Source organism: Bradyrhizobium sp. NAS96.2 (assembly GCF_001908235.1).
Classification (GTDB): Bacteria; Pseudomonadota; Alphaproteobacteria; order Rhizobiales; family Xanthobacteraceae; genus Bradyrhizobium.
Genome location: NZ_LGHK01000162.1, coordinates 16,413 through 37,856, shown reverse-complemented (window position 1 = coordinate 37,856; position 21,444 = coordinate 16,413). Strand labels below are relative to the sequence as shown.

General features: G+C 65.4%; 16 protein-coding genes. 3 read left to right on the top strand and 13 right to left on the bottom strand.

All coding sequences use genetic code 11. The annotated features are described in order from the left end of the window. Positions 1 to 54: 54 nt before the first annotated feature. From AC628_RS30140 to AC628_RS30105, 8 genes are all read right to left on the bottom strand, one after another. A complete protein-coding gene (locus AC628_RS30140; protein WP_074130416.1) occupies positions 55 to 1,137 on the bottom strand; it encodes an isocitrate/isopropylmalate dehydrogenase family protein in 1,083 nt (360 codons plus the stop codon). A gap of 128 nt (positions 1,138 to 1,265) precedes the next feature. Beyond that, complete coding sequence (locus tag AC628_RS30135) at positions 1,266 to 2,336, bottom strand: alcohol dehydrogenase (RefSeq protein ID WP_074130414.1); 1,071 nt, start codon at positions 2,334 to 2,336, stop codon at positions 1,266 to 1,268. A gap of 126 nt (positions 2,337 to 2,462) precedes the next feature. Then, complete coding sequence (locus tag AC628_RS30130; protein ID WP_050423413.1) at positions 2,463 to 3,431, bottom strand: ABC transporter ATP-binding protein; 969 nt, start codon at positions 3,429 to 3,431, stop codon at positions 2,463 to 2,465. After that, positions 3,428 to 4,414 (bottom strand): ABC transporter ATP-binding protein, encoded by a 987-nt coding sequence (locus tag AC628_RS30125; protein ID WP_074130413.1) that lies wholly within the window; start codon positions 4,412 to 4,414, stop codon positions 3,428 to 3,430. The genes AC628_RS30130 and AC628_RS30125 overlap by 4 nt, the downstream gene beginning before the upstream one ends. Then, the gene (locus AC628_RS30120) at positions 4,411 to 5,280 is read right to left on the bottom strand and encodes an ABC transporter permease (RefSeq protein WP_050423411.1); all 870 of its coding nucleotides are present in this window, start codon (positions 5,278 to 5,280) and stop codon (positions 4,411 to 4,413) included. The genes AC628_RS30125 and AC628_RS30120 overlap by 4 nt, the downstream gene beginning before the upstream one ends. Beyond that, complete coding sequence (locus tag AC628_RS30115; RefSeq protein WP_050629654.1) at positions 5,267 to 6,217, bottom strand: ABC transporter permease; 951 nt, start codon at positions 6,215 to 6,217, stop codon at positions 5,267 to 5,269. The genes AC628_RS30120 and AC628_RS30115 overlap by 14 nt, the downstream gene beginning before the upstream one ends. 6 nt (positions 6,218 to 6,223) lie before the next feature. Further along, entirely contained in the window at positions 6,224 to 7,765 is a 1,542-nt protein-coding gene (locus AC628_RS30110) for an ABC transporter substrate-binding protein (RefSeq protein ID WP_074130412.1), read from the bottom strand. Between the two features lie 236 nt (positions 7,766 to 8,001). Then, entirely contained in the window at positions 8,002 to 9,234 is a 1,233-nt protein-coding gene (locus tag AC628_RS30105; protein ID WP_074130410.1) for a CaiB/BaiF CoA transferase family protein, read from the bottom strand. Between the two features lie 277 nt (positions 9,235 to 9,511). Between AC628_RS30105 and glgA the strand changes: the two genes are divergently transcribed. Both glgA and AC628_RS30095 read left to right on the top strand, forming a co-directional pair. Then, the gene (gene glgA, locus AC628_RS30100; protein ID WP_074130409.1) at positions 9,512 to 10,939 is read left to right on the top strand and encodes a glycogen synthase GlgA; all 1,428 of its coding nucleotides are present in this window, start codon (positions 9,512 to 9,514) and stop codon (positions 10,937 to 10,939) included. 181 nt (positions 10,940 to 11,120) lie between these two features. Then, on the top strand, positions 11,121 to 12,179 hold the full coding sequence (locus AC628_RS30095) for a class I SAM-dependent methyltransferase (RefSeq protein WP_074130407.1): 1,059 nt from the start codon (positions 11,121 to 11,123) through the stop codon (positions 12,177 to 12,179). Between the two features lie 58 nt (positions 12,180 to 12,237). On the opposite strand, the gene AC628_RS30090 is transcribed toward AC628_RS30095, so the two are convergent. The 5 genes from AC628_RS30090 to AC628_RS30070 all read right to left on the bottom strand — a co-directional run bounded on the left by AC628_RS30090 (position 12,238) and on the right by AC628_RS30070 (position 20,022). Continuing rightward, on the bottom strand, positions 12,238 to 13,863 hold the full coding sequence (locus AC628_RS30090) for a L,D-transpeptidase (protein WP_074130406.1): 1,626 nt from the start codon (positions 13,861 to 13,863) through the stop codon (positions 12,238 to 12,240). 163 nt (positions 13,864 to 14,026) lie between these two features. Beyond that, positions 14,027 to 15,265 (bottom strand): MFS transporter, encoded by a 1,239-nt coding sequence (locus AC628_RS30085; RefSeq protein ID WP_074130404.1) that lies wholly within the window; start codon positions 15,263 to 15,265, stop codon positions 14,027 to 14,029. An 88-nt stretch (positions 15,266 to 15,353) separates the two neighbouring features. Further along, positions 15,354 to 15,881, bottom strand: a complete 528-nt coding sequence (locus AC628_RS30080) for a PRC-barrel domain-containing protein (RefSeq protein ID WP_074130402.1) — start codon at positions 15,879 to 15,881, stop codon at positions 15,354 to 15,356. A 91-nt stretch (positions 15,882 to 15,972) separates the two neighbouring features. After that, the gene (locus AC628_RS30075) at positions 15,973 to 18,174 is read right to left on the bottom strand and encodes an amylo-alpha-1,6-glucosidase (protein WP_074130400.1); all 2,202 of its coding nucleotides are present in this window, start codon (positions 18,172 to 18,174) and stop codon (positions 15,973 to 15,975) included. Positions 18,175 to 18,258: 84 nt separating this feature from the next. Next, complete coding sequence (locus AC628_RS30070; protein ID WP_074130399.1) at positions 18,259 to 20,022, bottom strand: ABC transporter ATP-binding protein; 1,764 nt, start codon at positions 20,020 to 20,022, stop codon at positions 18,259 to 18,261. Between the two features lie 311 nt (positions 20,023 to 20,333). On the opposite strand from AC628_RS30070, the gene AC628_RS30065 reads away from it, so the two are divergent. Then, a complete protein-coding gene (locus tag AC628_RS30065) occupies positions 20,334 to 21,401 on the top strand; it encodes a glycosyltransferase family 4 protein (RefSeq protein ID WP_050423402.1) in 1,068 nt (355 codons plus the stop codon). The last annotated feature ends 43 nt before the right edge of the window (positions 21,402 to 21,444 follow it).

The window sequence follows — 21,444 nt, the reverse complement described above, 5'->3', positions numbered from 1 at the left end:
CGGCGGAGCGAGGTGGACCGGTTTCGCACCTCGGCATGACGGGTCGCACCTCGCTCAAAGCGCTGCCAGCACGGCCTTCGCAACATCCGCGGTGCCGTTGCTGCCGCCGAACTCGAACGGCTTGATGCCGCCGGCGTAGACCTTGTCGACCGCGCGCTCGATCCGCTCGCCGGCTTCGGCCGCACCTTCGAGACCGTGCTTGTCGGCGAGCCAGTCCAGCATCATCGCGGCCGACAGGATCATCGCGGTCGGGTTAGCCTTGCCCTGCCCCATGATGTCGGGCGCGGTGCCATGGCACGGCTGAAACACCGCGTAGCGATCGCCGATGTCGGCCGACGGCGCCATGCCCATGCCGCCGATCAGGCCGGCGGTGAGATCCGACAGGATGTCGCCGAACATGTTCTCGGTCACCATGACGTCGAAGTCCCAGGGACGCTTCACCAGCGCAGCCGCGGTCGCGTCGATATAGAGGTGATCGGCCCTGACATCGGGATGACGCTTCGCAGTCTCGTCGAAGATGCTGCGGAAGAACGCGAACGCCTTGAACACGTTCGCCTTGTCGACACAGGTCAGCCCGCCACCAACCTTGCCGCGCGCCTTGCGGCGTTCGGCAAGCCGGAACGAGAACTCGAACAGCCGTTCGGAGGTCCGGCGCGTGATCACCATGGTCTCGCGCGCCTCGCTGTCGGTGACGACGCCCTTGCCCATCGAGGCGAACAGGCCCTCGGTCGATTCCCGGATCACGACGAGGTCGATGCCCCTCTGATCGGCGCCGACGATCGTGCTCGAAACGCCCGGGATCAATCGCGCCGGCCGCACCCCGGCATAGAGATCGAAGATCACGCGCAATTCGATCTGCGGCGCGATCTCGGTGTTGTCGGGGTAGCGCACCGACGGCAGGCCGCAGGCGCCGAGCAGGATCGCGTCGGCCTCCTCGCACAGCCGGATCGTGCTCTCCGACATCGACTTGCCGGTTTCCTTGTAATGGCCAGCGCCGGCCGGCGCCTCGGTGAAGCGGAATTTGAGATCCGTCGTTGCTTCGACCTTGCGCAGCACTTCAAGCGCCGGCGCCATCACCTCAGGGCCGATGCCATCGCCCCCGAGGACGGCGATGTGGAGTGCGTTGTTGGCGGACATGGGGATTCCTCGAGACAAATGAGAGAAGACCGGCCGTCATTGCGAGGAGCGAAGCGACGAAGCAATCCACGTCGCAGCAAGCGGAGAGATGGATTGCTTCGCTTCGCTCGCAATGACGGCGGCGGTTATTACGGCGTCAACACCGCGCGTCCGACCAGCTGGCCCTTCTGCAGATTGGTCAGCGCCTCGTTCGCCTTGGCGAGCGGCATCGGCGTGACCGGGATCGCCGGGATCTTCTTCTCGCGCACCAGGTCGAGCAGTTCCTGGGTCTCGCGCAGGTTGCCGACATAGCTGCCCTGGATGGTGACCGCCTTGATCGGGATCAGCGGCAGCGCCCAGGTCGCACCACCGCCGAACAGGCCGACGATCACGAGCTTGCCGCCCTTGGTCAGGCAGTCGAAGCCGAGCTGCGAGGTCTGGGCGTTGCCGACCAGGTCGATCGCGGCGCGGATCGGCTGGCCGGCCTTCTTGATCAGCTGCTCCAGCGCGTCCGGCGCCTTACCGTCGACGGTCGCGAGCGCACCGGCGGCCTCCGCCGCCTCGCGCTTCCTGGCATCGATATCGACCACGATCGCGCCCTTACCGCCCATCGCCTTCAACAGCGAGAGCGCCATCAGGCCGAGACCGCCGGCGCCGAAGATCACGATCGGCGTGTCGAGATCCTTCTCGACCTTCTTCAGCGCGCTGTAGGTCGTGACGCCAGAGCAGGCATAGGGCGCGGCCGTGACCGGATCGAGCCCCTTGAGGTTGAGCAGGTATTTCGGATGCGGCACCGTCATGTGATCGGCGTAACCGCCGTCGCAATAGACGCCGAGCGCATTCGGCTTGATCGCGCACATGTTCTCGTCGCCGCCGAGGCAGGTCGGGCATTTGCCGCAACCGAGCCAGGGATAGGCCAGCGCGACGTCGCCGACCTTGAGACCGCCCTTGTCGGCGTTCTTGACGTCGGGCCCGAAGGCCACGATCTCGCCGACCGTCTCATGGCCCATCGTGCGCGGCAGCGAGACGCCGCGATCCTTCAGCGACAGCGGCTTGCGGCCATGGCCGAGATCGTAGCCGCCCTCCCAGATGTGCAGGTCGCTGTGGCAGACGCCGGCGGCCTTGACCTTGATCAGCACCTGCGTGCCCGACGGTTGCGGCGTCGGCTGATCGACCTCTTTCAAGGGGGCGTTGAAATCGACGACCTGGAAACTCTTCATCGCTGTTCTCCCGAAGCTTGTTGTTGCGGCGGACCTTGCCACGCCTGCCCGCCCGGGACAAACGCTCATGACCCCATTTTCGAGCGAGCCGCCATGCAGCCCGCTCGACGGTCAAGGCGTCACTATTCAGATCAGTGGATGATGGCAAGCCGCGAACTGGCCGGTCGCGACCAGACGCAGTTCCGGCACCTCGCTGGCGCAGCGCGCATCGGCCCGCGGGCAGCGGGTGCGGAAACGGCAGCCGGACGGCGGCGCGATCGGCGATGGCGGCTCGCCGACCGGGACGCTCTGGGTCGGGCGGACATCCGGATCAGGCACCGGGATCGCCTCGATCAGCAGCGCGGTATAAGGATGCGCCGGCCGTGCAAACAGCTGCTCAGACGGACCGACCTCGCAGAGCCGGCCGAGATACATCACCGCGACGCGATCCGAGACCGCCTTCACCACCGCGAGGTCGTGGGCGATGAACAGCAGGGTCAGGCCGTAACGCGCCTTCATCTCCTCCAGCAGGTTGAGGATCTGGGCACGGATTGAAACGTCGAGCGCGGACACCGGCTCGTCGCAGATCACGAATTCCGGATTGAGCACCAGCGAGCGGGCGATGCAGATGCGCTGGCATTGTCCGCCGGAGAATTCGTGCGGCAATCGTCCGCTCACCAGCGTGGGATCGAGGCCGACCGCCGACAGCACCTCGGCGACCCGCCGCCGGCGTTCGTCGGGATCCTTGACGCCCGCGATCACCAGCGGCTCGGCGACGATGTCGCCGATCCGCCGCCGCGGATTGAGCGAGGCAATGGGATCCTGGAAGATCAGCTGCACGCGCCGGCGCATCTGGCGCAGCGCCTCGCCCTTCAGGGTGGTGAGATCGTGGCCGTCGAACAGCACCTTGCCGGAGACGGCCTGGCGCAATTGCAGCACGGCGCGGCCGAGCGTCGACTTGCCGCAGCCGGATTCGCCGACCAGCCCCAGCGTCTCGCCGCGCGCGATTTCGAGGCTGACGTCGGAGACGGCATGGATGGTCTTGCCTCCCACCGAATATTCGACGACGAGGTTTTCCACCTTCATCAGCGGATTAGGAGCGGCCTGCAACATCATGCGCCGACCCTCGCGGCAATCGGATGGAAGCAGGCGTAGAGATGCTCAGGCGTCTCGGCCGAGCAGAGCTGCGGCTTCTCAGAAGCGCAGCGCCCGGCCGAATAGCGGCAGCGCGGCGAGAACGAGCAGCCCTTGAGTGGCCGGGTCGGATCGGGCGGCCGTCCCGAAATCGCCGGCAGTGGCGTATGCGGCGCGACGTCGAGCTTCGGCAGGGCGGCCAGCAGCGCCTCGGTGTAGGGCATCCGCATCTGCTTGAACAAGGCCGGCGTCGGCGCGCGCTCGACGACGCGCCCGGCATACATCACCGCGACCTCGTCGGTGCGGCCGGCAACCACGCCGAGGTCATGGGTGATGATGATCATCGCCATGTGGCGGCGCTGCTGCTCGCGCGCCAGGAGATCGAGGATCTGCGCCTGGATCGTGACGTCGAGCGCGGTGGTCGGCTCGTCCGCGATCAGGAGTTTTGGCTCGCAGGACAGCGCCACCGCGATCGCGACGCGCTGGCGCATGCCGCCGGAGAGCTGGTGCGGATATTGCGCGAGGCGCTGCTCGGGCGCGGGAATGCCGACCGCCGCCAGCAGTTCGATGCTGCGCTGCCTGGCCTCGGCAAGATCGAGCTCGAGGTGCTCCTGGATGGTCTCGATCAGCTGGGTGCCGATGGTCAGCACCGGATTGAGCGAGGTCATGGGATCCTGGAACACGACCGCAAGCGAGCGGCCGCGCAGCTTGCGCAATTTCTCCGCCGACAGTGTTGTCAGATCCTGTCCGTCGAACATCACGCGGCCGGATAGCTTTGCCTTCTTAGGCAGGAGTTGCAGGACGGCGCGCGACAGCATGGTCTTGCCGCAGCCGGATTCGCCGACAATGCCGAGCGTCCTGCCGGCGCCGACGGCGAGATCGACATGATCCACCGCACGCAGGTTGCCGCGCGGCGTCGGCAGGTCGACCACCGCGTTCTCGACCGATAGCAGCGCACTGCTCATAGCGCACCCTGCCTGGGGTCGGTCAGCGCGCGCATGGTGTCGCCGATCAGGTTGAACGCGAGCACGGTGAGGAACATCGCGGCCGCCGGAATGAAGGCGAGGCGCGGCGCTACGTCGAGGCTCTCCCGCCCCTCCCCGATCATGCTGCCCCAGCTCGAGATCGGCGGCGGCACGCCGAGGCCGAGGAAGGACAGCGATCCTTCGACCACGATCGTGACGGCGACGCCGAGCAGGAAGAAGGCAAGCAGCGGCAGCAGCACATTGGGCAGCAGCTCACGCAGCAGGATGCGGGTATGCGTGGCGCCGAGCGCCTGTGCCGCGATGACGAATTCGCGCCGCGCCAGCGTCAGCGTCGCCGCCCGCGCCACCCGCATGAAGGCGGGAATGCCGAGCACGCCGAGAATGCAGGTCAAATTGAAAATCGACTGGCCGAGATAGGCGGTGACCGCCAGCGCCAGGATCAGCGGCGGGAATGCCAGCAGCACGTCCATGCTGCCGACCACGATGGATTCGAAGCGGCCGCGGAAATAGCCGGCGAGCATGCCGAGCGCGCCGCCGATCGTGACCCCGATCATCGGCGCGCAGAGGCCGACGATCAGCGAGATCCGCGCGCCATAGATCAGCCGCGACAGCTCGTCACGGCCGAGACCGTCGGTGCCGAGCCAATGCTCTGCGGAGAACGGCCCGCGCCGCTCCAGCATGTCCATGTCGGTCGGGCTCGGCAGCGGCAACAGGTCGGCAAGGATCGCGACCGCAAATACCACGACTGTCCATCCGACCGCGAACCAGAACAGCGTGCCAACCCGGCGCTTGCGCCGCGCCGGTGCGGCACTGCTCTCGTCGAGGCTGAGCTCAAGCGTGGCCATGGCGGATCCTCGGATCGAGTAAGGCGTAGAGCAGATCGACGATGAAGTTCATGATGACGAAGCCCGCGCCGACCAGCAGCACCACGCCCTGCAGGATGATGAGGTCGCGGGTCAGGATCGCGCCGACCAGGAGACGGCCGATGCCGGGCAACGCGAAGATCGTCTCGACGATCACGGCGCCGCCGATCAGGCGGCCGATATTGATGCCGGTGATGGTGACGAGCGTCAGCGACGACGGCTTAAGCGCATGCACGAACAGGATGCGCGACGGCTTCAGGCCCTTTGCCTTGGCGAGGGCGATATAATCCTCCTGGAGTGCAGCGATCATGTCGGAGCGCAGCACGCGCATGATGCCCGGCCATTCCGCAAGCCCGAGCGTCAACGCCGGCAGCACCATGAAGCGCAGATTGGCAACCGGATCCTCGGTGAACGGCACATAGCCGGTCGCCGGCAGCCAGCGCAGCTCGACCGCAAACAGGTAGATCAGGAGGATCGCGGACAGGAAGGTCGGCACCGAGAGCATGCCGAACGCCGATCCGGTCATGAGGCGGTCGAATGCGCTGCCGGCCTTGGCCGCGCAGGCGATCGCGAGCGGCACGCCGATCGCAAGCCCGATCAACTCGGCCAGGATCATCAGCTCGAACGAGATCGGGACGCGTTCGCTGACAGCCTGCAGCACGGTCTGCCCGGTGCGGAAGGATCGTCCGAAGTCACCCTGCAGGATGTGCCAGAGCCAGCCGAGATAGCGCAGCCAGATCGGCTGGTCGAGCCCCAGATCGTGACGCAGCGCCGCGACATTCTCCGGCGTCGCCTGGTCGCCGAGGATCACGTAAGCGAGATCGCCGGGCAACAGCGAGGCGATCACGAAAGTCAGGACCGAAACCGCGATCAGCACCGGCACCAGGTACAGGAGCCGGCGCGCGACGAAGAACAGCATGAAAGGCTATTCCTTCCAGGCGTAGGAGACGTCGAGCACTCCGTTGAACATCTTTGGCACGCCCTTCACCTTCACGCTCGACATTGCGTAGTAGGTGTTCTGGAAGGTCCAGAACCAGATCGCCTCCTTGTTGATCAGGCGGCTGATCGCGCAATAATCGTCGGTACGCTGGGCGACGTCGGCGGTGGTCCTTGCATGCTCCAGCAGCCGGTCGAGCTCCGGATTGGAATAGTTCGCCAGCGCCACCGGACTGCCGGTGTGGAAATTGGCGTACATCTGCGGATCGGGATCGGCGAGATCGACGATGCGCCACGGTGTGAGCTGGAACTGGCGCATGAAGGCGCGCGGCGGAATGGTCGCCTGATCGACCTGCTCGATCTCCATATTGGCGCCGATGCGCTTCCAGAATTGTTGCAACACCTGACCGCCGGTGCGACCGCGCGGCGTCGCCGTGACCAGCATCTTGAACTCGACCGGCTTGCCGTAGTCCTTGATCAACGCCTTGGCCTTCTCGACATCGTAGGGCAACGCGCCGTCATCCTTGCACTTTACCCAGGAACCGTCGCCATAGGGATTGCTGGCCGGCCGCGCCAGACCATTGGTGATCGCTTGCGACATCTTCTGGCGGTCGAGCGCCATCACCAACGCCTGGCGCACGCGCACGTCGTCGAAAGGTGGGACCTTGGTGTTGAAGGCGGCGACTGAGGCCCCCGAGCCTTGATAGGTATGCACGGTCAGACTCGGGTCCTTGCGCGCCTTGATAATGTTGTCGGCGTCGGCCTCGTCGTCCCAGATGACGTCGGCCTCGCCGGATTGCAGCGAGGCGAAGCGCGACTGCGCATCTGGCAGCGGCTTCAGGATGATGCGATCGAGATAGGGCTTCCCCTTGTCCCAGTAATCCGGGTTCTTCTCCAGCACCATGCGGTCGCCGGCGGTCCAGGATTTCAGGATATAGGGACCGGTGCCGACCGGGTTGCGGTTGTAGTCGTCCCCCTTGGTCTTCCACGCCGTCGGCGACTGCATCACGTTATTGGAGCTCTGGATCGACTGGGTCGCCGGAAAGTTCACCGACGGGTCGCTGAAATTGTAGCGCACGGTGAGATCATCGATGACGTCCACGCTCTTAATGCTGGTAATGTAGAACGCACAGCGACACTTGTTGGCCGGATCCTTCTGGCGGTCGAAGTTCTCCTTCACCGCCTGCGCATTGAACGGCGTGCCGTCGTGGAATTTGACGCCGGGCCGCAGCTTGATGGTCCAGGTCTTGAAGTCTTCGGAATGCTCCCAGGACAGCGCGAGTTTCGGCTTCGGCTCGCCCTTGTCGTCGAGCGTCATCAGCGTGTCGAAGATCGCAGCCGCCGCGGTGTTGGCCGATGTGTCGTAGACGCCGACCTTAAGCGGGTCGAAGCCCGGAATGTCCAGCTCTTGGCCGACGGTGAGCGTGCCGCCCTGCTTCTGCGCATTGGCCGGTGCAGCGAACGCCGCCGCACCTAATCCCGCCACAAGAAATATGCGCGCAACTGCGTGCGCGCGCCCGACCAGCTTCATCCGTGCTCCCTCCCAGGTGGGCGACGTCCGGTGTTCCGGATCGTCGTATGTCGGACGGCAGATTGTCCGGAATCGCAGCGCGCGACAAGACCGTAAAACGGATGAAAAGCCGCAGGGGGATCACGATACGATCTCATGAGATCGCATCGTGATCACATCTTCTCGTTTGAGCACGATCCCTCGGAAGACCGGTTTCGACTTTGCGCGAACGCGGCCTTCCAGGTCCGGATCATGCGCTAATTGCGCGCCGTCTTTGCCGGTTGCGCTGCGAAGCCAGCGATCTGATCGTCGGAGAGACCGATCTCCTTCAGATAGGACAGCGTGTGTTCGCCGAGCGTCGACATCCGCTTCCGGGCACCGACCGTTGCACCGGACATCCGAAACGGCAGGTTGAGCACCTTGAAGCTGCCGCCGCCGTCCGCGACCTCGGCCAGTGCGCCGCGATGGGCGATTTGCGGATCGGCGAGCGCCTCCCGCACGGTGCGATAGGCCGACGACGGCACGCCATATTCATTGAGCGCGGCGAGGCAGTCCTGCGTGCTGACCGTGCGCGACCACGCCTCGACGCCCTCCATCAGGCCTGCCCAGTTGTCCCGCCGATCGGAGTATTTGGCGAAGCGCGGATCGGACACCCATTCGGGACGACCGATCACCTGCATCAGGTTCTGGAACGTCTTCTCGCTGGCGATCGCGACCATCACATAGCCGTCGGTGGTTTCGATCGGCCCGAACATCGGGCGCTGGGTTTGCTTCACCTCGAATTGCGACCACTGCAACTCGTTCAGGGTAAGACTCAGCATCGATTCCAGCATCGAGACGTCAATATGCTGGCCCTTGCCGCTGGCGCTGCGCTGATAGAGCGCGGCCGAGATCGCGCCGAAGGCGTAGACGCCGGTCAGCACATCGGCGTGATAGATGCCGCAATAGTCCGGCCGGCTGCGGCCCGGCTGGTAGGCGAGATGCGCCATCTCGTAACCCGAGGCGGCATGGATCACCGGCGCATAGGCGGGCAATTCCGCCGACGGCCCGGTCTGGCCGTAGCCGGAGATCGAGCAGAAGATCAGCTTCGGATTGATGTCGCGGATTGACGCATAATCGAGCTTCAGCCGGCGCATCACCCCCGGGCGGAAGTTCTCGACCAGCACGTCGGCGGTCGCGATCAGCCGACGCACGGCCTCAACGCCGGCCGGCGACTTCAGGTCGAGCACCAGACTGTTCTTGCCGATATTGAGCTGGCCGAACGCCGTTGAGCAATTGTTGCGCAGCGGCGGCCGCGTCCGCATCGTCTCGCCCTCGCTGGGCTCGATCTTGATCACCTCCGCGCCCATGTCGGCGAGCATCCGCGTGCAATGAGGTCCGGCGATCGTGGTCGAAAAATCGAGCACGCGAAGGCCGTCAAAGCTCCGTGTCAAATTCCCCTCATCGTCAGCGGCTATTGTCGTGGGCAAGGCTTCCTCCACCTTCGTCATTGTTTGGCGTCGCGTGACCCTAGAGCATGATCCGGAAAAGTGGAAACCGGTTTTCCCTCGCGACAAACGCGGAACGCGTTTGCGCGGAGATCATGCTCAAACAACGAGATGAGATCGCGATGCGATTCCTTGGAAACGCATCACGATCTCAAGTGAGCCGCCCTGACAGGAGAGCGCCTCGTCCAGACCGGGCCCGCGGGCCGTCTTGCATTTTACTCAAAGGCAGATTGGACCCGATCTTGCATGGCCCTGTCATGGGCTGGAACGAGGGCGCTTGTTGAAGGTCTTATTCGTCACGACGGAGATGGACGATTTCGTCCGCGTGGGCGGGCTCGGCGCCGTTTCCGCTGCGCTTCCGCGGGCGCTCCGCCCCTGGAGCGACGTCAGGATCATGCTTCCCGGTTACCGGGATGTGGTCGAGCAGTTCACTCATATTGAAATCGTTGGACAATGCGCAGGCCTTGCTGAGATGCCGGCTTGCGCGCTCGGGCGCGCATCGACCAAGGACGGGCTGCCGGTCTACGTGCTGCTATGCCCAGAGCTCTACGACCGGCCGGGCAATCCCTACGGCGATGAGTCCGGCCGCGACTGGCCCGACAACGACATCCGGTTCGGCCGCTTTGCCTCCGCCGCTGCCGAACTTGCAGCCGGAACGCTGGACAAGAATTGGGCAGCCGACCTCGTTCACGCCAACGACTGGCAGGCCGCGCTCACACCCGCCTACCTCGCCTGGCGTCAGCTGCGGATTCCGTCAATCCTGACCATCCACAATCTCGCCTATCAGGGCCTGTTTCCGCGGGACTCGCTGCGGCGGATCGGCGCACCGGAAAGCTCATTCCACATCGACGGGCTGGAGTTCTACGACAAGCTCTCCTTCCTCAAGGGCGGGCTCGTCTACGCTTCGCATCTGACCACGGTCAGCACGACCTATGCGAAGGAAATCACGACCACCGAGCTCGGCTGCGGGCTGGAAGGGCTGCTCCGCGTCCGCTCCGACGCCGACCAGCTGACCGGCATCCTGAACGGCATCGACGAGAGCTGGGACCCGCGCCACTGCGCGCAGCTCGCGCAGCCGTTCGGCGCGGGCGACTGGAAGGGCAAGCAGGCCAACGCCGACTATGTCCGCCGGCAATTCGGGCTTGCAGTCTCCCGCGGGCCGATCTTCGGCCTGGTCGCGCGGCTCGTGCACCAGAAGGGCGTCGACCTCGTGCTGTCGGCCGCCGACGAAATCATCAAGGATGGTGGACAGATCGTCGTCACAGGCAGCGGCGAGCCCGCGATCGAGGACGCGCTGGTCGCCGCGCATCGGCGCCGGCCGGACGCGATCGGCGTCATCATCGGCTTCAACGACGCCCAGGCGCGCCGCATCTTCGCCGGCAGCGACTTCACCCTGATGCCGTCGCGCTTCGAGCCCTGCGGCCTCAGCCAGATGTACGCGCAGCGCTTCGGCTCGCTGCCGATCGGTCACCAGACCGGCGGGCTTGCCGAAACCATCGCCGATGGCGAGACCGGCTTCCTGTTCCCGCAGCCGTCGGCGGAATCTTTCCTCGGCGGCGTCAGGCGCGCATTCGACGCCTACCGCGCCAAGGATCGCCTCAACGCCATGCGCGCCAGCGCGATGGCCAAGTCCTACAGCTGGGACCTGTCGGCCGCCTGCTACAGCGCGCTCTACAAGAGGCTGGTGATGCCGCCGGCGGCCGCGTAGGCAGCCCGCCTCGCAGGCTTGCGAAGCCTGGTTGCTCTGGGATCCCAGCGCACCGGTAACAATCGGGTCATTGCAACGAACCTTTCAGGCGGCCGCGTCGCCCCACGACTGGACGACGACGCATGCGTGAAATTGCGAATAATGGACTTTTGGCCAAACGCGATTGCGATGGAGAAACATCATGGATGTCAACGAAGAGCGTCTCAATTCATTCATGGGAAAGATGGTTGGCGACTTCGGCGCCGCCCTGAACGCCTCGCTGATGCTGGTCGGAGACAAGCTCGGCCTCTACAAGGCGCTCGCGCAGCAAGGACCGATGAATGCCGCGGCCCTTGCCAAGGCGACGGGAACAGCCGGCCGTTACGTTCAGGAATGGCTCTCGGCGCAGGCAGCTTCCGGCTACGTCGAATACGACAACGCGACCGGAAAATTCTCGATGCTGCCCGAGCAGGCGCTCGCGCTCGCCGACGAGGACAGCCCGGTCTTCCTCGGCGCCATCGGAAACCTGGTCGGCGCGACCTTTCTCGACGAGCCGAAAATTACCGACGCGTTCAAGACCGGCAAGGGCGTCGGCTGGAACAGGCGCAGCGAGTGCCTGTTCTGCGGCACGGCCCGCTTCTTCCGCACCAGCTACAAGCACTATCTGGTCCAGGAATGGCTGCCGGCGCTCGAGGGCGTCGTCGACAAGCTGACGAAAGGCGCGATCGTGGCCGATGTCGGCTGCGGACACGGCGTCTCGACGCGGTTGATGGCGGAGGCGTTTCCGAAATCAACCTTCTACGGCTTCGACTACCATGACGGCTCGATCCACGCGGCGCGGCAATCCGCGCGGGAGGCAGGACTATCGGACCGCGTCCATTTCCAAACGCACTCCGCCAAGGACTTCCCCGCCAACAAGTATGACCTGGTGTGCTTCTTCGACTGCCTGCACGACATGGGAGATCCGGTCGGCGCCCTCAAGCACACCCGCTCCACCCTCGCCGACGACGGCACGTGCATGTTGATCGAGCCGTTCGCCAACGACCGGCTGGAGGACAACCTCAACCCGATCGGACGCATCTACTACGCCGCTTCGACGATGATCTGCACGCCGGCGTCGCTGGACCAGGAGGTCGGGCTTGCGCTCGGCGCGCAGGCTGGCGAGACCAGGTTGCGCGAGGTGGCACGCCAGGGCGGCTTCTCACGCTTCCGCCGCGCGGCCGAAACGCCGTTCAACCTGATCCTGGAAGCTCGGCCGTAACGGCGCTGCCCGATTGGACGGCGGGTAAAACCGCCGTCCAGGCTCACAATGTGCCCGACTACCAGTCCTGTTGCGACTGCCAGTAATACTGGCCGCCGCGCCGCCGCGGATTGGCGGCCTGCGGATTGCCATAATACGGCGTGCCGTACTGGGTCGGCGCCTGGGGGTTGCCGTATTGGGGATAGCCATACCGGGTCGGTGTCTGCGGATTCCAGCTGCGCTGGGTGAAGAAGCCGAAGCCGTCGTCATCCCCGCTCGCAACCATGTCGTCGGTTTCCGTGGGCCGGGTCGGCTTGCGCGTGATGAAACCGCCCTGGGGCTGGTTGCTCAGCACGGCGACGAACTCGGTGCGGTAGTTGGTCTCGGCGCTCAACGGCTCATCCGAGATGATGATCGACGAGCGCGGCACGGCGGTCGGCGCGATCCGATCCAGCACATCCTGCGGGATGGTGACGCGGTCGAGCGCGTCCTTGGCGTTGTCGCCGTCGTCGATCGTCACCTCGGTCCAGCGCAGGCCGGCGTCGTTGCGCGCCATCGCCGTGTAGATATGGGTGCCGATCGGCTTGTCCGGATCGCGAATGGTGACGGGAACCTCGATGCTTGAATCGAACACCTCACCGCCGTCAGCCCATGGCTTGTGGGTGTTGCGCCGGACGTAGAGCTTCTGCGTCGCGCGGCTGATGTAGACCGAGACCGGCTCCAGCGCGAGCTTCGCCTCGGTCGCCGCCTTCTGGGTATCGGTCTTCTTGGCCTCGGCCGCCTTGGCGGCGTCCTTTGCGGCCGCCGCGGCATCGAGCTTCGGCTTGGCGTCGCCCTGGGCTGCCTCGTATTGCGTGGTTGCTTCCGCCGCCTTGGCGACCGCCTTCTGCTTCAGGTCCTCGGCGCGTGCCTTGGCCTGGTCGGTCTTGGCATTGGCGAGCGTCTTGTCGGCCAGCGCAACCGCAGCGTCGGCACGGGTCTTGATCTGTTGCAGTTTGCGCAGCGACGCCGGCGTGAACATTGCTGCTTCCTTGGTCGCGGCCGCGGAGGCCTTCTTGGCCTCGTCGGCCACCTTGGCGGCATCCGCCGCCTCGCGCGAGAGCTTTTCAGCGCGCGCCGGAGCATCTGCCATAGCCTGGGCGTTCGGCACGAACAGGGCTGGATGGGTGAAGTCGACCGGGGCCGCATCGTTCGGCGCGATGATCACCCGCATCCCGATGCGCGTCTTGTCGAACAGCTTCTCGGCAAAGTCATAGGGCATGCGCACGCAGCCGTGGGAGGCGGCATATCCCGGCAGCGGCCCGCCGTGTAGCGCGACGCCGTTCCAGGTGATGCGCTGCATGTTCGGCATCCAGGCATCGTCGTACATGGTTGAGTGATGGTCCTTGTCCTTCTCGACCAGCGCAAAGACGCCGGCCGGCGTTTCGCGTCCCTTGACGCCGCTCGATACCGGCGCGCGGTAAATCCAGCCGTCGGCGTCGTAGAAGGTCACCTTCTGGGCGCTGATCGACACGATCGCCATGATCGGCTCGCCCGCGGCGCGCGGCGCGGTCGCCTCGATCGTTCCCGCAAGGCGCTGCTGCTTTGCAGCGGCGCCGCCGGTCAATGACGCAAGTGTGACCATGGCCGCGAAAGTCACAAAGGCGGGAGGCCCCCAACGCCGCATCGCTTCGGTGATTTGCGCCGTTGTCGTACGATTTTCCATGCCATTCCTCGGTCGAAATGCCTGCCCGCGCTGCGCCGATCCCTACCAGATCACGATTTTGGATTGATTAATCCAGGGGACTACCAGCTCGTTCCAGCAGCAAATCACTCATATATGACGGCGCATCCATGAGGAAGGGCGCCGGGAGCCAAACCTGCCTGCGTCATGCCGCCCGCCGCGTCTCCGGCATCACCAGCCAGATCACGAACAGCCCGAGCGCGGCGACGCCGGCGAGGCCCATGAAGGCGGTGCTGCTGCCGAGCTTGTCGCTGACATAGCCGGCGAGCACCGTGCTGAGCGACGCGCCGATACCGACGGCGGTTCCGACAATCCCCTGCGCCAGGTTGAAATGGCCGCTGCCGAACGCCACGTCGGCCACGATCAGCGGCACCATCACGCTGAAGATCGCCGCGGTGACGCCGTCGAAGATCTGCACCGCGACCAGCAGATAGGGATCGCGCACCGTTGCGAACAATACACCGCGGATCGCCAGCGAGGCGAAGGCCAGCAGGAGCAATGGCCGCCGGCCCAAGGCCTGGGCCTTGCGGCCGACCGACGGCGAGCACAACGCGACGATCGCCTGCGGCACGATGATGCAGGCCGCGATCAGAACCGGCGCCCATTGGCTCGACCGCGCGGTGACCACGCCCGCCATCAGCGGCAGCATCGCGGCATTGGCCAGCTGAAACAGCATCATCGCGCCGGCAAAGATCAGCAGTGTCCGGTGCCGCACCAGGGTGAAGACACTGGTGGCGCGCTTGTCGGGAACCTCACGCTTCACCTCACCATGAGCCTGCGCGATGTCGATCTCGCGCTCGCGGATCCGTGCCAGCGACAACAAGGTCGGGATCGCCAGGATGAAGGTCACGAGGAACACCGAGCGGCTCGACAAGAAATAGCCGCATGCCCCCATCAGCGCCGCCGCCGAACCGCTGCCGAGCGAGGCGAAGCGAGCATTGCGGCCGAGCCGCTCGCCGATCGCCCGCGGCCCGACCAGGCCTAGGCTGATCGCGGCGATCGCAGGTCCCAGCACGCAGCTTGCAAGCGCGTGCAGCGTCGCAGCGAGCGTCACCACAGGAAAGATCGGCCACAGCGCGTAGGCCAGCGCGGCGGATCCGATCGCGGCCACCGCGCAGCCCGCAACAATGCGCTCCGAGCGCGCCGCATCGACGATCGCCCCGCCCGGCATCTGGCCCAGCAGGCCGATGATGCCGCCGATCGAGAGCACGAAGCCGATCTCGACCTGGGTCCATTTCTGGGTCGTCAGATAGACCGCAATGAACGGGCCAAACCCGGTCTGCACGTCGGCCAGGAAGAAGATGAACCAGTCGAGCCCGCGCTGGCTTTCGCGCGACGGCGCGTGGGGCGGCTCCCGGCCGGGCTGATTGGGGACAATCGACACAATATTGGTGCTGCCGGCAGATCGCTCACCACGATCGTCGCCAACCGTCTCGAAGGAAGAATTCGGACGCGCGACCAGCTTTTGCCCCCTAATGCTCGTAATCCCATGGATGGAGATTGCCGGCCGCGCCCAGCACGATCAGCGGCGTATCTTCCTTGTATTCCGGCGCAGCGCTCACCTGCTGCTTGTTGAGGTCCAGCGTGATGCTGTCGCTCTTGCTGGAAACGCCGGCAAACCGCAGCGCGTTCCAGTCGACCACGATCTTGCGGCTGCCGACGCCAAGAAAGCCTCCGAAATCGATCACCGCGGCGCGCACCTTGCCGTCGCGGTCGACGATGACGTCGACGATACGGCCCATGTCCTCATTGGCGGAACTGCGAACATCGCGCCCGAGAATGCCGTGCGCATCGCGCGCCCCGATCACGGTCACCGAAGGTGGCGGCGACGGCTCCTTGGCCTGCTCTTTCGGTGCCGCAGCGGCCGGCGGCGCAGGAGTTGCCTGCGCAGCCGGGGGCGGCGATGGCGTGGGCGACGGCACTGCGTCGTCGGCAGCACGGACACCAGCGCATGTCAGCAGCGCCGCTGCGACCAGTATAACCATGACCCTCGGACGCATGTTACTCTCTCCCCACGATTTCCCTAGCGCGCGCATGTCGCGCGACGACGCTCCATGCCGCGCGACGACACTCCGCGCCGCGCGACGACACTCAATGCGTCAGCACGATCGACACCTGGATCTGGCCGCGCGTGCGCAACACTTCGAGTGACACCTCGTCGCCGTGGCGGCGCAGCCGCAGATCGACGCTGGACGCGCCGAGCATGAGATCGCGCAGCACCACGTCGTTGAGGAATTCCGGCAGGCACGGATCACGCAGCCTGATCTCGCCGCGCGCGGTGTCGAATTCCAGCCCGAGCGCCGCCTCGAGCAACGTGAACGGCGTCGCGCTCGCCCAGGCCTGCGGTGCGCACGCCACCGGATAAAGCACCGGGCCGCGCCGGCGCTCGCGACGGAAGCCGCAGAACAGCTCCGGCAGGCGCCGCAGCTCCATATAGCTCGCGGCGTCGAACAGGCCCTTGAACAGATGCGCGACCGAATGCTTGAGGCCGTAGCGCGCAAGTCCGAGCGCGATCAGCGCATTGTCATGCGGCCAGATCGAGCCGTCGTGATAGGACATCGGGTTGTAGCGCGCCTCGCCCGTGGCGACGGTGCGGATGCCCCAACCCGAAAAGAATTTCTGGCTCATCAGATCGGCGGCGACCCGTCGCGCGCGGTCTTCCCGCACCATGCCCGAAAACAGGGTCTGTCCGGCATTCGACGTGCGCACCCTGCATTGCTGCTTGGCGCCGTCGAGCGCGAGCGCATAGGTGCCGAGCTCCTCGCACCAGAATGCCTCCTCGAACCGCGCGCGCAGCCGCTCCGCCTCGGCATCGAGCTTGGCGGCCTTGTCCGCAAAGCCGAGCTGGCGCGCGGCACGCGCGGCAAGCCGCTTGCCGGCGAACACATAGCCCTGCACTTCCGCCAGCGCGATATTGCCCTCGGCGAGCGTTCCATCGGCATGGAAGATGGCGTCGAAGGAGTCCTTCCAGCCCTGGTTCCGGAGGCCCTCTTCGGTCGCGCGCTGGTACTCGACGAAACCATCGCGATCGGGATCGCCGGGACCGTCGATCCATTGCAAGCCGGCCTCGACCGCGGGCCACAGCTCGCGCAACGTCTCCACATCGTCGGTACGCTGCAGATAGAGCCCGGCGAGCAGCACGAACAGCGGAGTCGAATCCACGCTGCCGTAGTAATGCGCGAACGGCACCTCGCGAAGCGAGGCCATCTCGCCGCCGCGCATCTCGTGCAGGATCTTGCCCGGTGCGGCATCGGCCAGCGGATCGACCGCCTTGGCCTGGAACAGCGCCAGCCGCTTCAGCACGCCCTTGGCGATCCGCGGATCGACCCACAGCATCTGCAGCGCCGTGATCAGCCCGTCGCGGCCGAATGTCGTCGAGTACCAGGGAATGCCGGCGTAGGGATAACGGCCCTGCGGCGTCTCCGTCATCAGCATGTTGAGGTCGGCCATCGCCTGGCACAGCACCTCGTTGAAGATGTTGTTCGAGGTCTCGATCGAGGCCGCACCGGCCGACGAATTCCGCATCTCGCGACGATGTGCCAGGAGCCCGCGGAAGAACGGCACCGGCTTCTGCATGATCGGCTTGTTGCAGGACACCGCGACGAACAGAGAGGTGACCTGCGCGGGCTCGAGGTCGAAATGATAGGTGGCGGCGTTGACCGACAGCCGGGTCGGCCGCGGATCGAAATGCAGCGCGGTGATCCGCGATACCTCGTCGAGCCCGCAATATTCCAACACGACGTCGGTCGGGCCGAGCAGCTTGCTCGAGCCGATGCCGCGCCGCGGCCGCCGCTCGCCGCGCACCTCGAACAGGTCGGCGAAATCATTGTCGAACAGCAGCGTGAGATCGAAGCTCGCGGCATGCTCGCCGTGGTTCTGCAGGCCGATGCGCTGATAGGCGGTGCCGCGCCACAGGAAGATCGAGCGCACGATGTGCAGCGTGTCCTTCTGCAGCGTGAGACGGCCGTCGCGATAGACGTCGGAATTGGTGAGATCGACCGTCAGCGCCGAATTGTCGTCGCGCATGTTGGAGCCGAGCAGCAGCGGCTGCACGTCCTCCAGCACCATTTCCAGCCGCGCAAGGTAGCGCGTGTCGGCGTTGAACAGGCCGTCGGGCCCGCCGGCCGAGGCGCCGATGTCGCCATGGCTGTCGAGCACGATGAAGGTGTCGTCATGCTTGAGCGAGCGCCGCGGCCGCGCCGCGGGCCCGGTCATCGGAATGTAGAACGGCGATTCGGCGACGTGCTCAGTGATGCGAGCAGTAATGATCTGCGTAACGACGTCAGCTGCCATCTGAACCTCTGGCGACTTTTATTGGCCGTTTTCCTGACTCGAACGAACGCACTGGAACGCAAGAACGCGCTTGATGCCGCGGGGTCAGGCCGCGCTGGTGGAGAGGCGGCCCATCTCGCGGGCCACGAGGTCGCGGTAGGGGCCCCCTCCCTTCACCAGGATATCGGGCGGACCGTCCTCGACGATCCGGCCGCCCTGCAGCACGACCACGCGATCGAAGCTGCGCAGCGTCGCGAGGCGGTGCGCGATCGCCACCACGGTACGCCCGCGCATCAGGCGCGACAACGCCTCGCGGATCGCCTCCTCGGATTCGGCATCGAGCGCCGCGGTCGCCTCGTCGAGCAGCAGGATCGGCGCGTCCTTCAGGAAGGCGCGCGCGATCGCGATGCGCTGGCGCTGGCCGCCCGAGACCTTGATGCCGCGGTCGCCGACGATGGTGTTCATGCCCTCGGGCAGGCTTTCGATGAAGTCGCAGCGCGCCGCGATCGCCGCCCGCAACACCTCGTCGTCGGTGGCGTCCGGCCGGCCGTAGCGGATGTTCTCCAGGATCGAGCGGTGGAACAGCGAGATGTCCTGCGGCACCACCGAGATCGCCGCGCGCAGGCTCTGCTGGGTGACGCGGGAGATATCCTGGCCATCGACCGTGATGTGGCCCTGCTCGACGTCGTAGAAGCGCTGCAGAAGGGTAAACAATGTTGACTTGCCGCCGCCGGACTGGCCGACCAGGCCGACCCGCTGGCCGGGCTGGATGCGCAGGCTGAAGCGCTCGAACACCTGCAAGCCGCCGGGATAGCGGAACGAGACGTTATTGAAGGCGATCGCCGCGCCGCTCTTCACCAGCGCCTCGGCTTCCGGATGGTCCTTCAGTTCATGCGGCTGCAACAGCGTCGCCAGCGCCTCGGTCAAACGGGCGACATGCTGGGTGACGTCGACCAGCGCGACGGCGAGATCGCGGGTGGCGCTCAGGATCGAGATGCCGAGCGTGCACACCAGCACGACGTCGCCGGTGGTGGCCTGCCCCTGCTGCCAGAGCGAGAGCGCCCAGGCCAGCATCGCGATGGTCAGGATCACGGTCACAGCGGCGTGAACGAGGCGGAGCTTTTCGAGATAGCGCAGGGAACGGCCGCGCGCGACGAGTTCCCGATTCACCGTCGCGTCGAAGCGATCGTGCTCGTAGCCGAGGCCGCAGAACGCACGCACCAGCGGCAGGTTGTTGATGACGTCGACCATTTCGCCGTCGACCGCGGCCGCCCGGCTGGCGAAATCGTCATGCAGCGGCCTGCCGGCGGCGGCCATGCGGAACATTGCCACCACCATGGTTCCCGCGATCAGGACCAGCACCGCCGACATCGTCACGCTGACGGTTCCAACCAGGGTGATCGCCGCGAAGGTCGCGATGCAAGGCGGCAACACATTCCACACGAACATGTTCTCGACAGTGTACACCGCGTTCGACGTCGCGGTGATCCGGCTGGTCAGCATGCCCGGCAGCCGGTCGGTGAAATAGCTCGGCGCGTGGCCGGTGAGATGGCGGAACATATCGCGGCGCAGGTCGCCGGTGACGCTGACGAAGGTGTAGCTCGCGGTCCAGCTCGCGATCCGCCACATGAAGTTGTCGGCTGCGATCAGCGACATGAGCAGAGCGAATGCCAGCCATACGCCATTCGCGGCCGACGGCCCCGCCGACAACGCATCGACCAGATTCTTCACACCGTATTGCGTGCCTACCGAGCAGGCAACCGCTGCGACGACGGCCGACAAGATCACAACATGCGACGGAAGCCGCCGGCGCAGATAGCGCAGCACAAAGGGGAACGGGCGATGCGCATATCCTGACAGATGGTCCATGACGTCCTGCAAAACCTGTTGAAGGTGAACGAGAAAATTTTAGTCGAAGCTCTCGTGCACGATGACGTGAAGGGCGGCGGTGGGATTCCTTGATGCAGCCATCAGTGCGCAACAATTTTGCAACGCTGGCGTCGGCAAAAACGTGTTGGAGCGTGATGGCATCAGCAAGACCAGAGTGTGATCGAAGAAAGAAGCGACAGATCTCCCACATCTAAGGAACCTCGCACGTGCGAGAACGTTCCCGTCTTCGGCATGTCCGGTGCCATCAGAGGGCTGAGGGTTCACTCACATCACAAACAGGAGACGGAGAAATGCGCATCGCGCAGGTTGCCCCGCTGACGGAGGCTGTTCCCCCCAAGCTCTACGGCGGCACCGAACGGGTCGTGCACTGGCTGACCGAAGAACTTGTAACACTTGGACATGACGTGACGTTGTTCGCCAGTGGCGACTCACAGACCTCCGCGAAGCTCGATGCGACCTGGCCGAAGGCCCTGCGGCTCGACGGCTCCGTCCGTGACCCCAATGCGCTGCACATGGTGATGCTGGAGCGGGTCCGGCAGAAAGCCGACGACGAGGAATTCGACTTCCTGCACTGCCATCTCGACTATTACCCATGGTCGCTGTTCGCGCGGCAGCCGACGCCGTTCGTGACCACGCTGCACGGCCGGCTCGACCTGCCGGAGCATCAGCCCGTCTTCAACACCTTCTCCAAGATCCCGGTGATCTCGATCTCCAATGCGCAGCGGCGGCCGGTGCCGCAGGCACACTGGGTGCGCACCATCCATCACGGCCTGCCAGAGAATTTGCTGACGCCGCAACCGGCCAGGCAGTCCTATCTCGCCGTGCTCGGCCGCATCGCGCCGGAGAAGGGCGTCGATCGTGCGATCAAGATCGCAACCCGTTGCGGCATTCCGCTGAAGATTGCGGCCAAGGTCGACCGCGCCGACCAGGAATATTACGACGAGTTGATCAAGCCGCTGATCACGAACAATCCGCTGGTCGAATTCATCGGCGAGATCAGCGACCGCGAGAAGCCGGATTTTCTCAGCGGCGCGATCGGGCTCCTGGTTCCAATCGACTGGCCGGAGCCGTTTGGTCTCGTGATGATCGAAGCGATGGCCTGCGGCACGCCCGTCATTGCGTATAACCGCGGCTCGGTACCCGAGATCATCGAGGATGGCCTGACCGGTTTCATCGTCGAGGACGAGATCAGCGCGATCTCCTCCGTCGGCCGCCTGTCGACGCTCAACCGCGACGCGATCCGCAAGCAGTTCGAGACCCGCTTCACGGCACGCCGGATGGCGCTCGACTATCTCGCCGCCTATCGCAGTCTGATGGAAGCCAAGCCGCGCTTCAAGCTGGTGGCGAGCGCGGAATAGAAGTTGCAGCGGCCGATCGAATGATCCGGCGGGCCGGACGGCA

Excerpts from the sequence above, each read along its gene's own strand:
- AC628_RS30140 (WP_074130416.1), bottom strand. The coding sequence starts at position 1,137 with ATGTCCGCCAACAACGCACTCCACATCGCCGTCCTCGGGGGCGATGGC.
- AC628_RS30135 (WP_074130414.1), bottom strand. The coding sequence starts at position 2,336 with ATGAAGAGTTTCCAGGTCGTCGATTTCAACGCCCCCTTGAAAGAGGTC.
- AC628_RS30130 (WP_050423413.1), bottom strand. The coding sequence starts at position 3,431 with ATGATGTTGCAGGCCGCTCCTAATCCGCTGATGAAGGTGGAAAACCTC.
- AC628_RS30125 (WP_074130413.1), bottom strand. The coding sequence starts at position 4,414 with ATGAGCAGTGCGCTGCTATCGGTCGAGAACGCGGTGGTCGACCTGCCG.
- AC628_RS30120 (WP_050423411.1), bottom strand. The coding sequence starts at position 5,280 with ATGGCCACGCTTGAGCTCAGCCTCGACGAGAGCAGTGCCGCACCGGCG.
- AC628_RS30115 (WP_050629654.1), bottom strand. The coding sequence starts at position 6,217 with ATGCTGTTCTTCGTCGCGCGCCGGCTCCTGTACCTGGTGCCGGTGCTG.
- AC628_RS30110 (WP_074130412.1), bottom strand. The coding sequence starts at position 7,765 with ATGAAGCTGGTCGGGCGCGCGCACGCAGTTGCGCGCATATTTCTTGTG.
- AC628_RS30105 (WP_074130410.1), bottom strand. The coding sequence starts at position 9,234 with ATGACGAAGGTGGAGGAAGCCTTGCCCACGACAATAGCCGCTGACGAT.
- AC628_RS30095 (WP_074130407.1), top strand. The coding sequence starts at position 11,121 with ATGGATGTCAACGAAGAGCGTCTCAATTCATTCATGGGAAAGATGGTT.
- AC628_RS30090 (WP_074130406.1), bottom strand. The coding sequence starts at position 13,863 with ATGGAAAATCGTACGACAACGGCGCAAATCACCGAAGCGATGCGGCGT.
- AC628_RS30080 (WP_074130402.1), bottom strand. The coding sequence starts at position 15,881 with ATGCGTCCGAGGGTCATGGTTATACTGGTCGCAGCGGCGCTGCTGACA.
- AC628_RS30075 (WP_074130400.1), bottom strand. The coding sequence starts at position 18,174 with ATGGCAGCTGACGTCGTTACGCAGATCATTACTGCTCGCATCACTGAG.
- AC628_RS30070 (WP_074130399.1), bottom strand. The coding sequence starts at position 20,022 with ATGGACCATCTGTCAGGATATGCGCATCGCCCGTTCCCCTTTGTGCTG.
- AC628_RS30065 (WP_050423402.1), top strand. The coding sequence starts at position 20,334 with ATGCGCATCGCGCAGGTTGCCCCGCTGACGGAGGCTGTTCCCCCCAAG.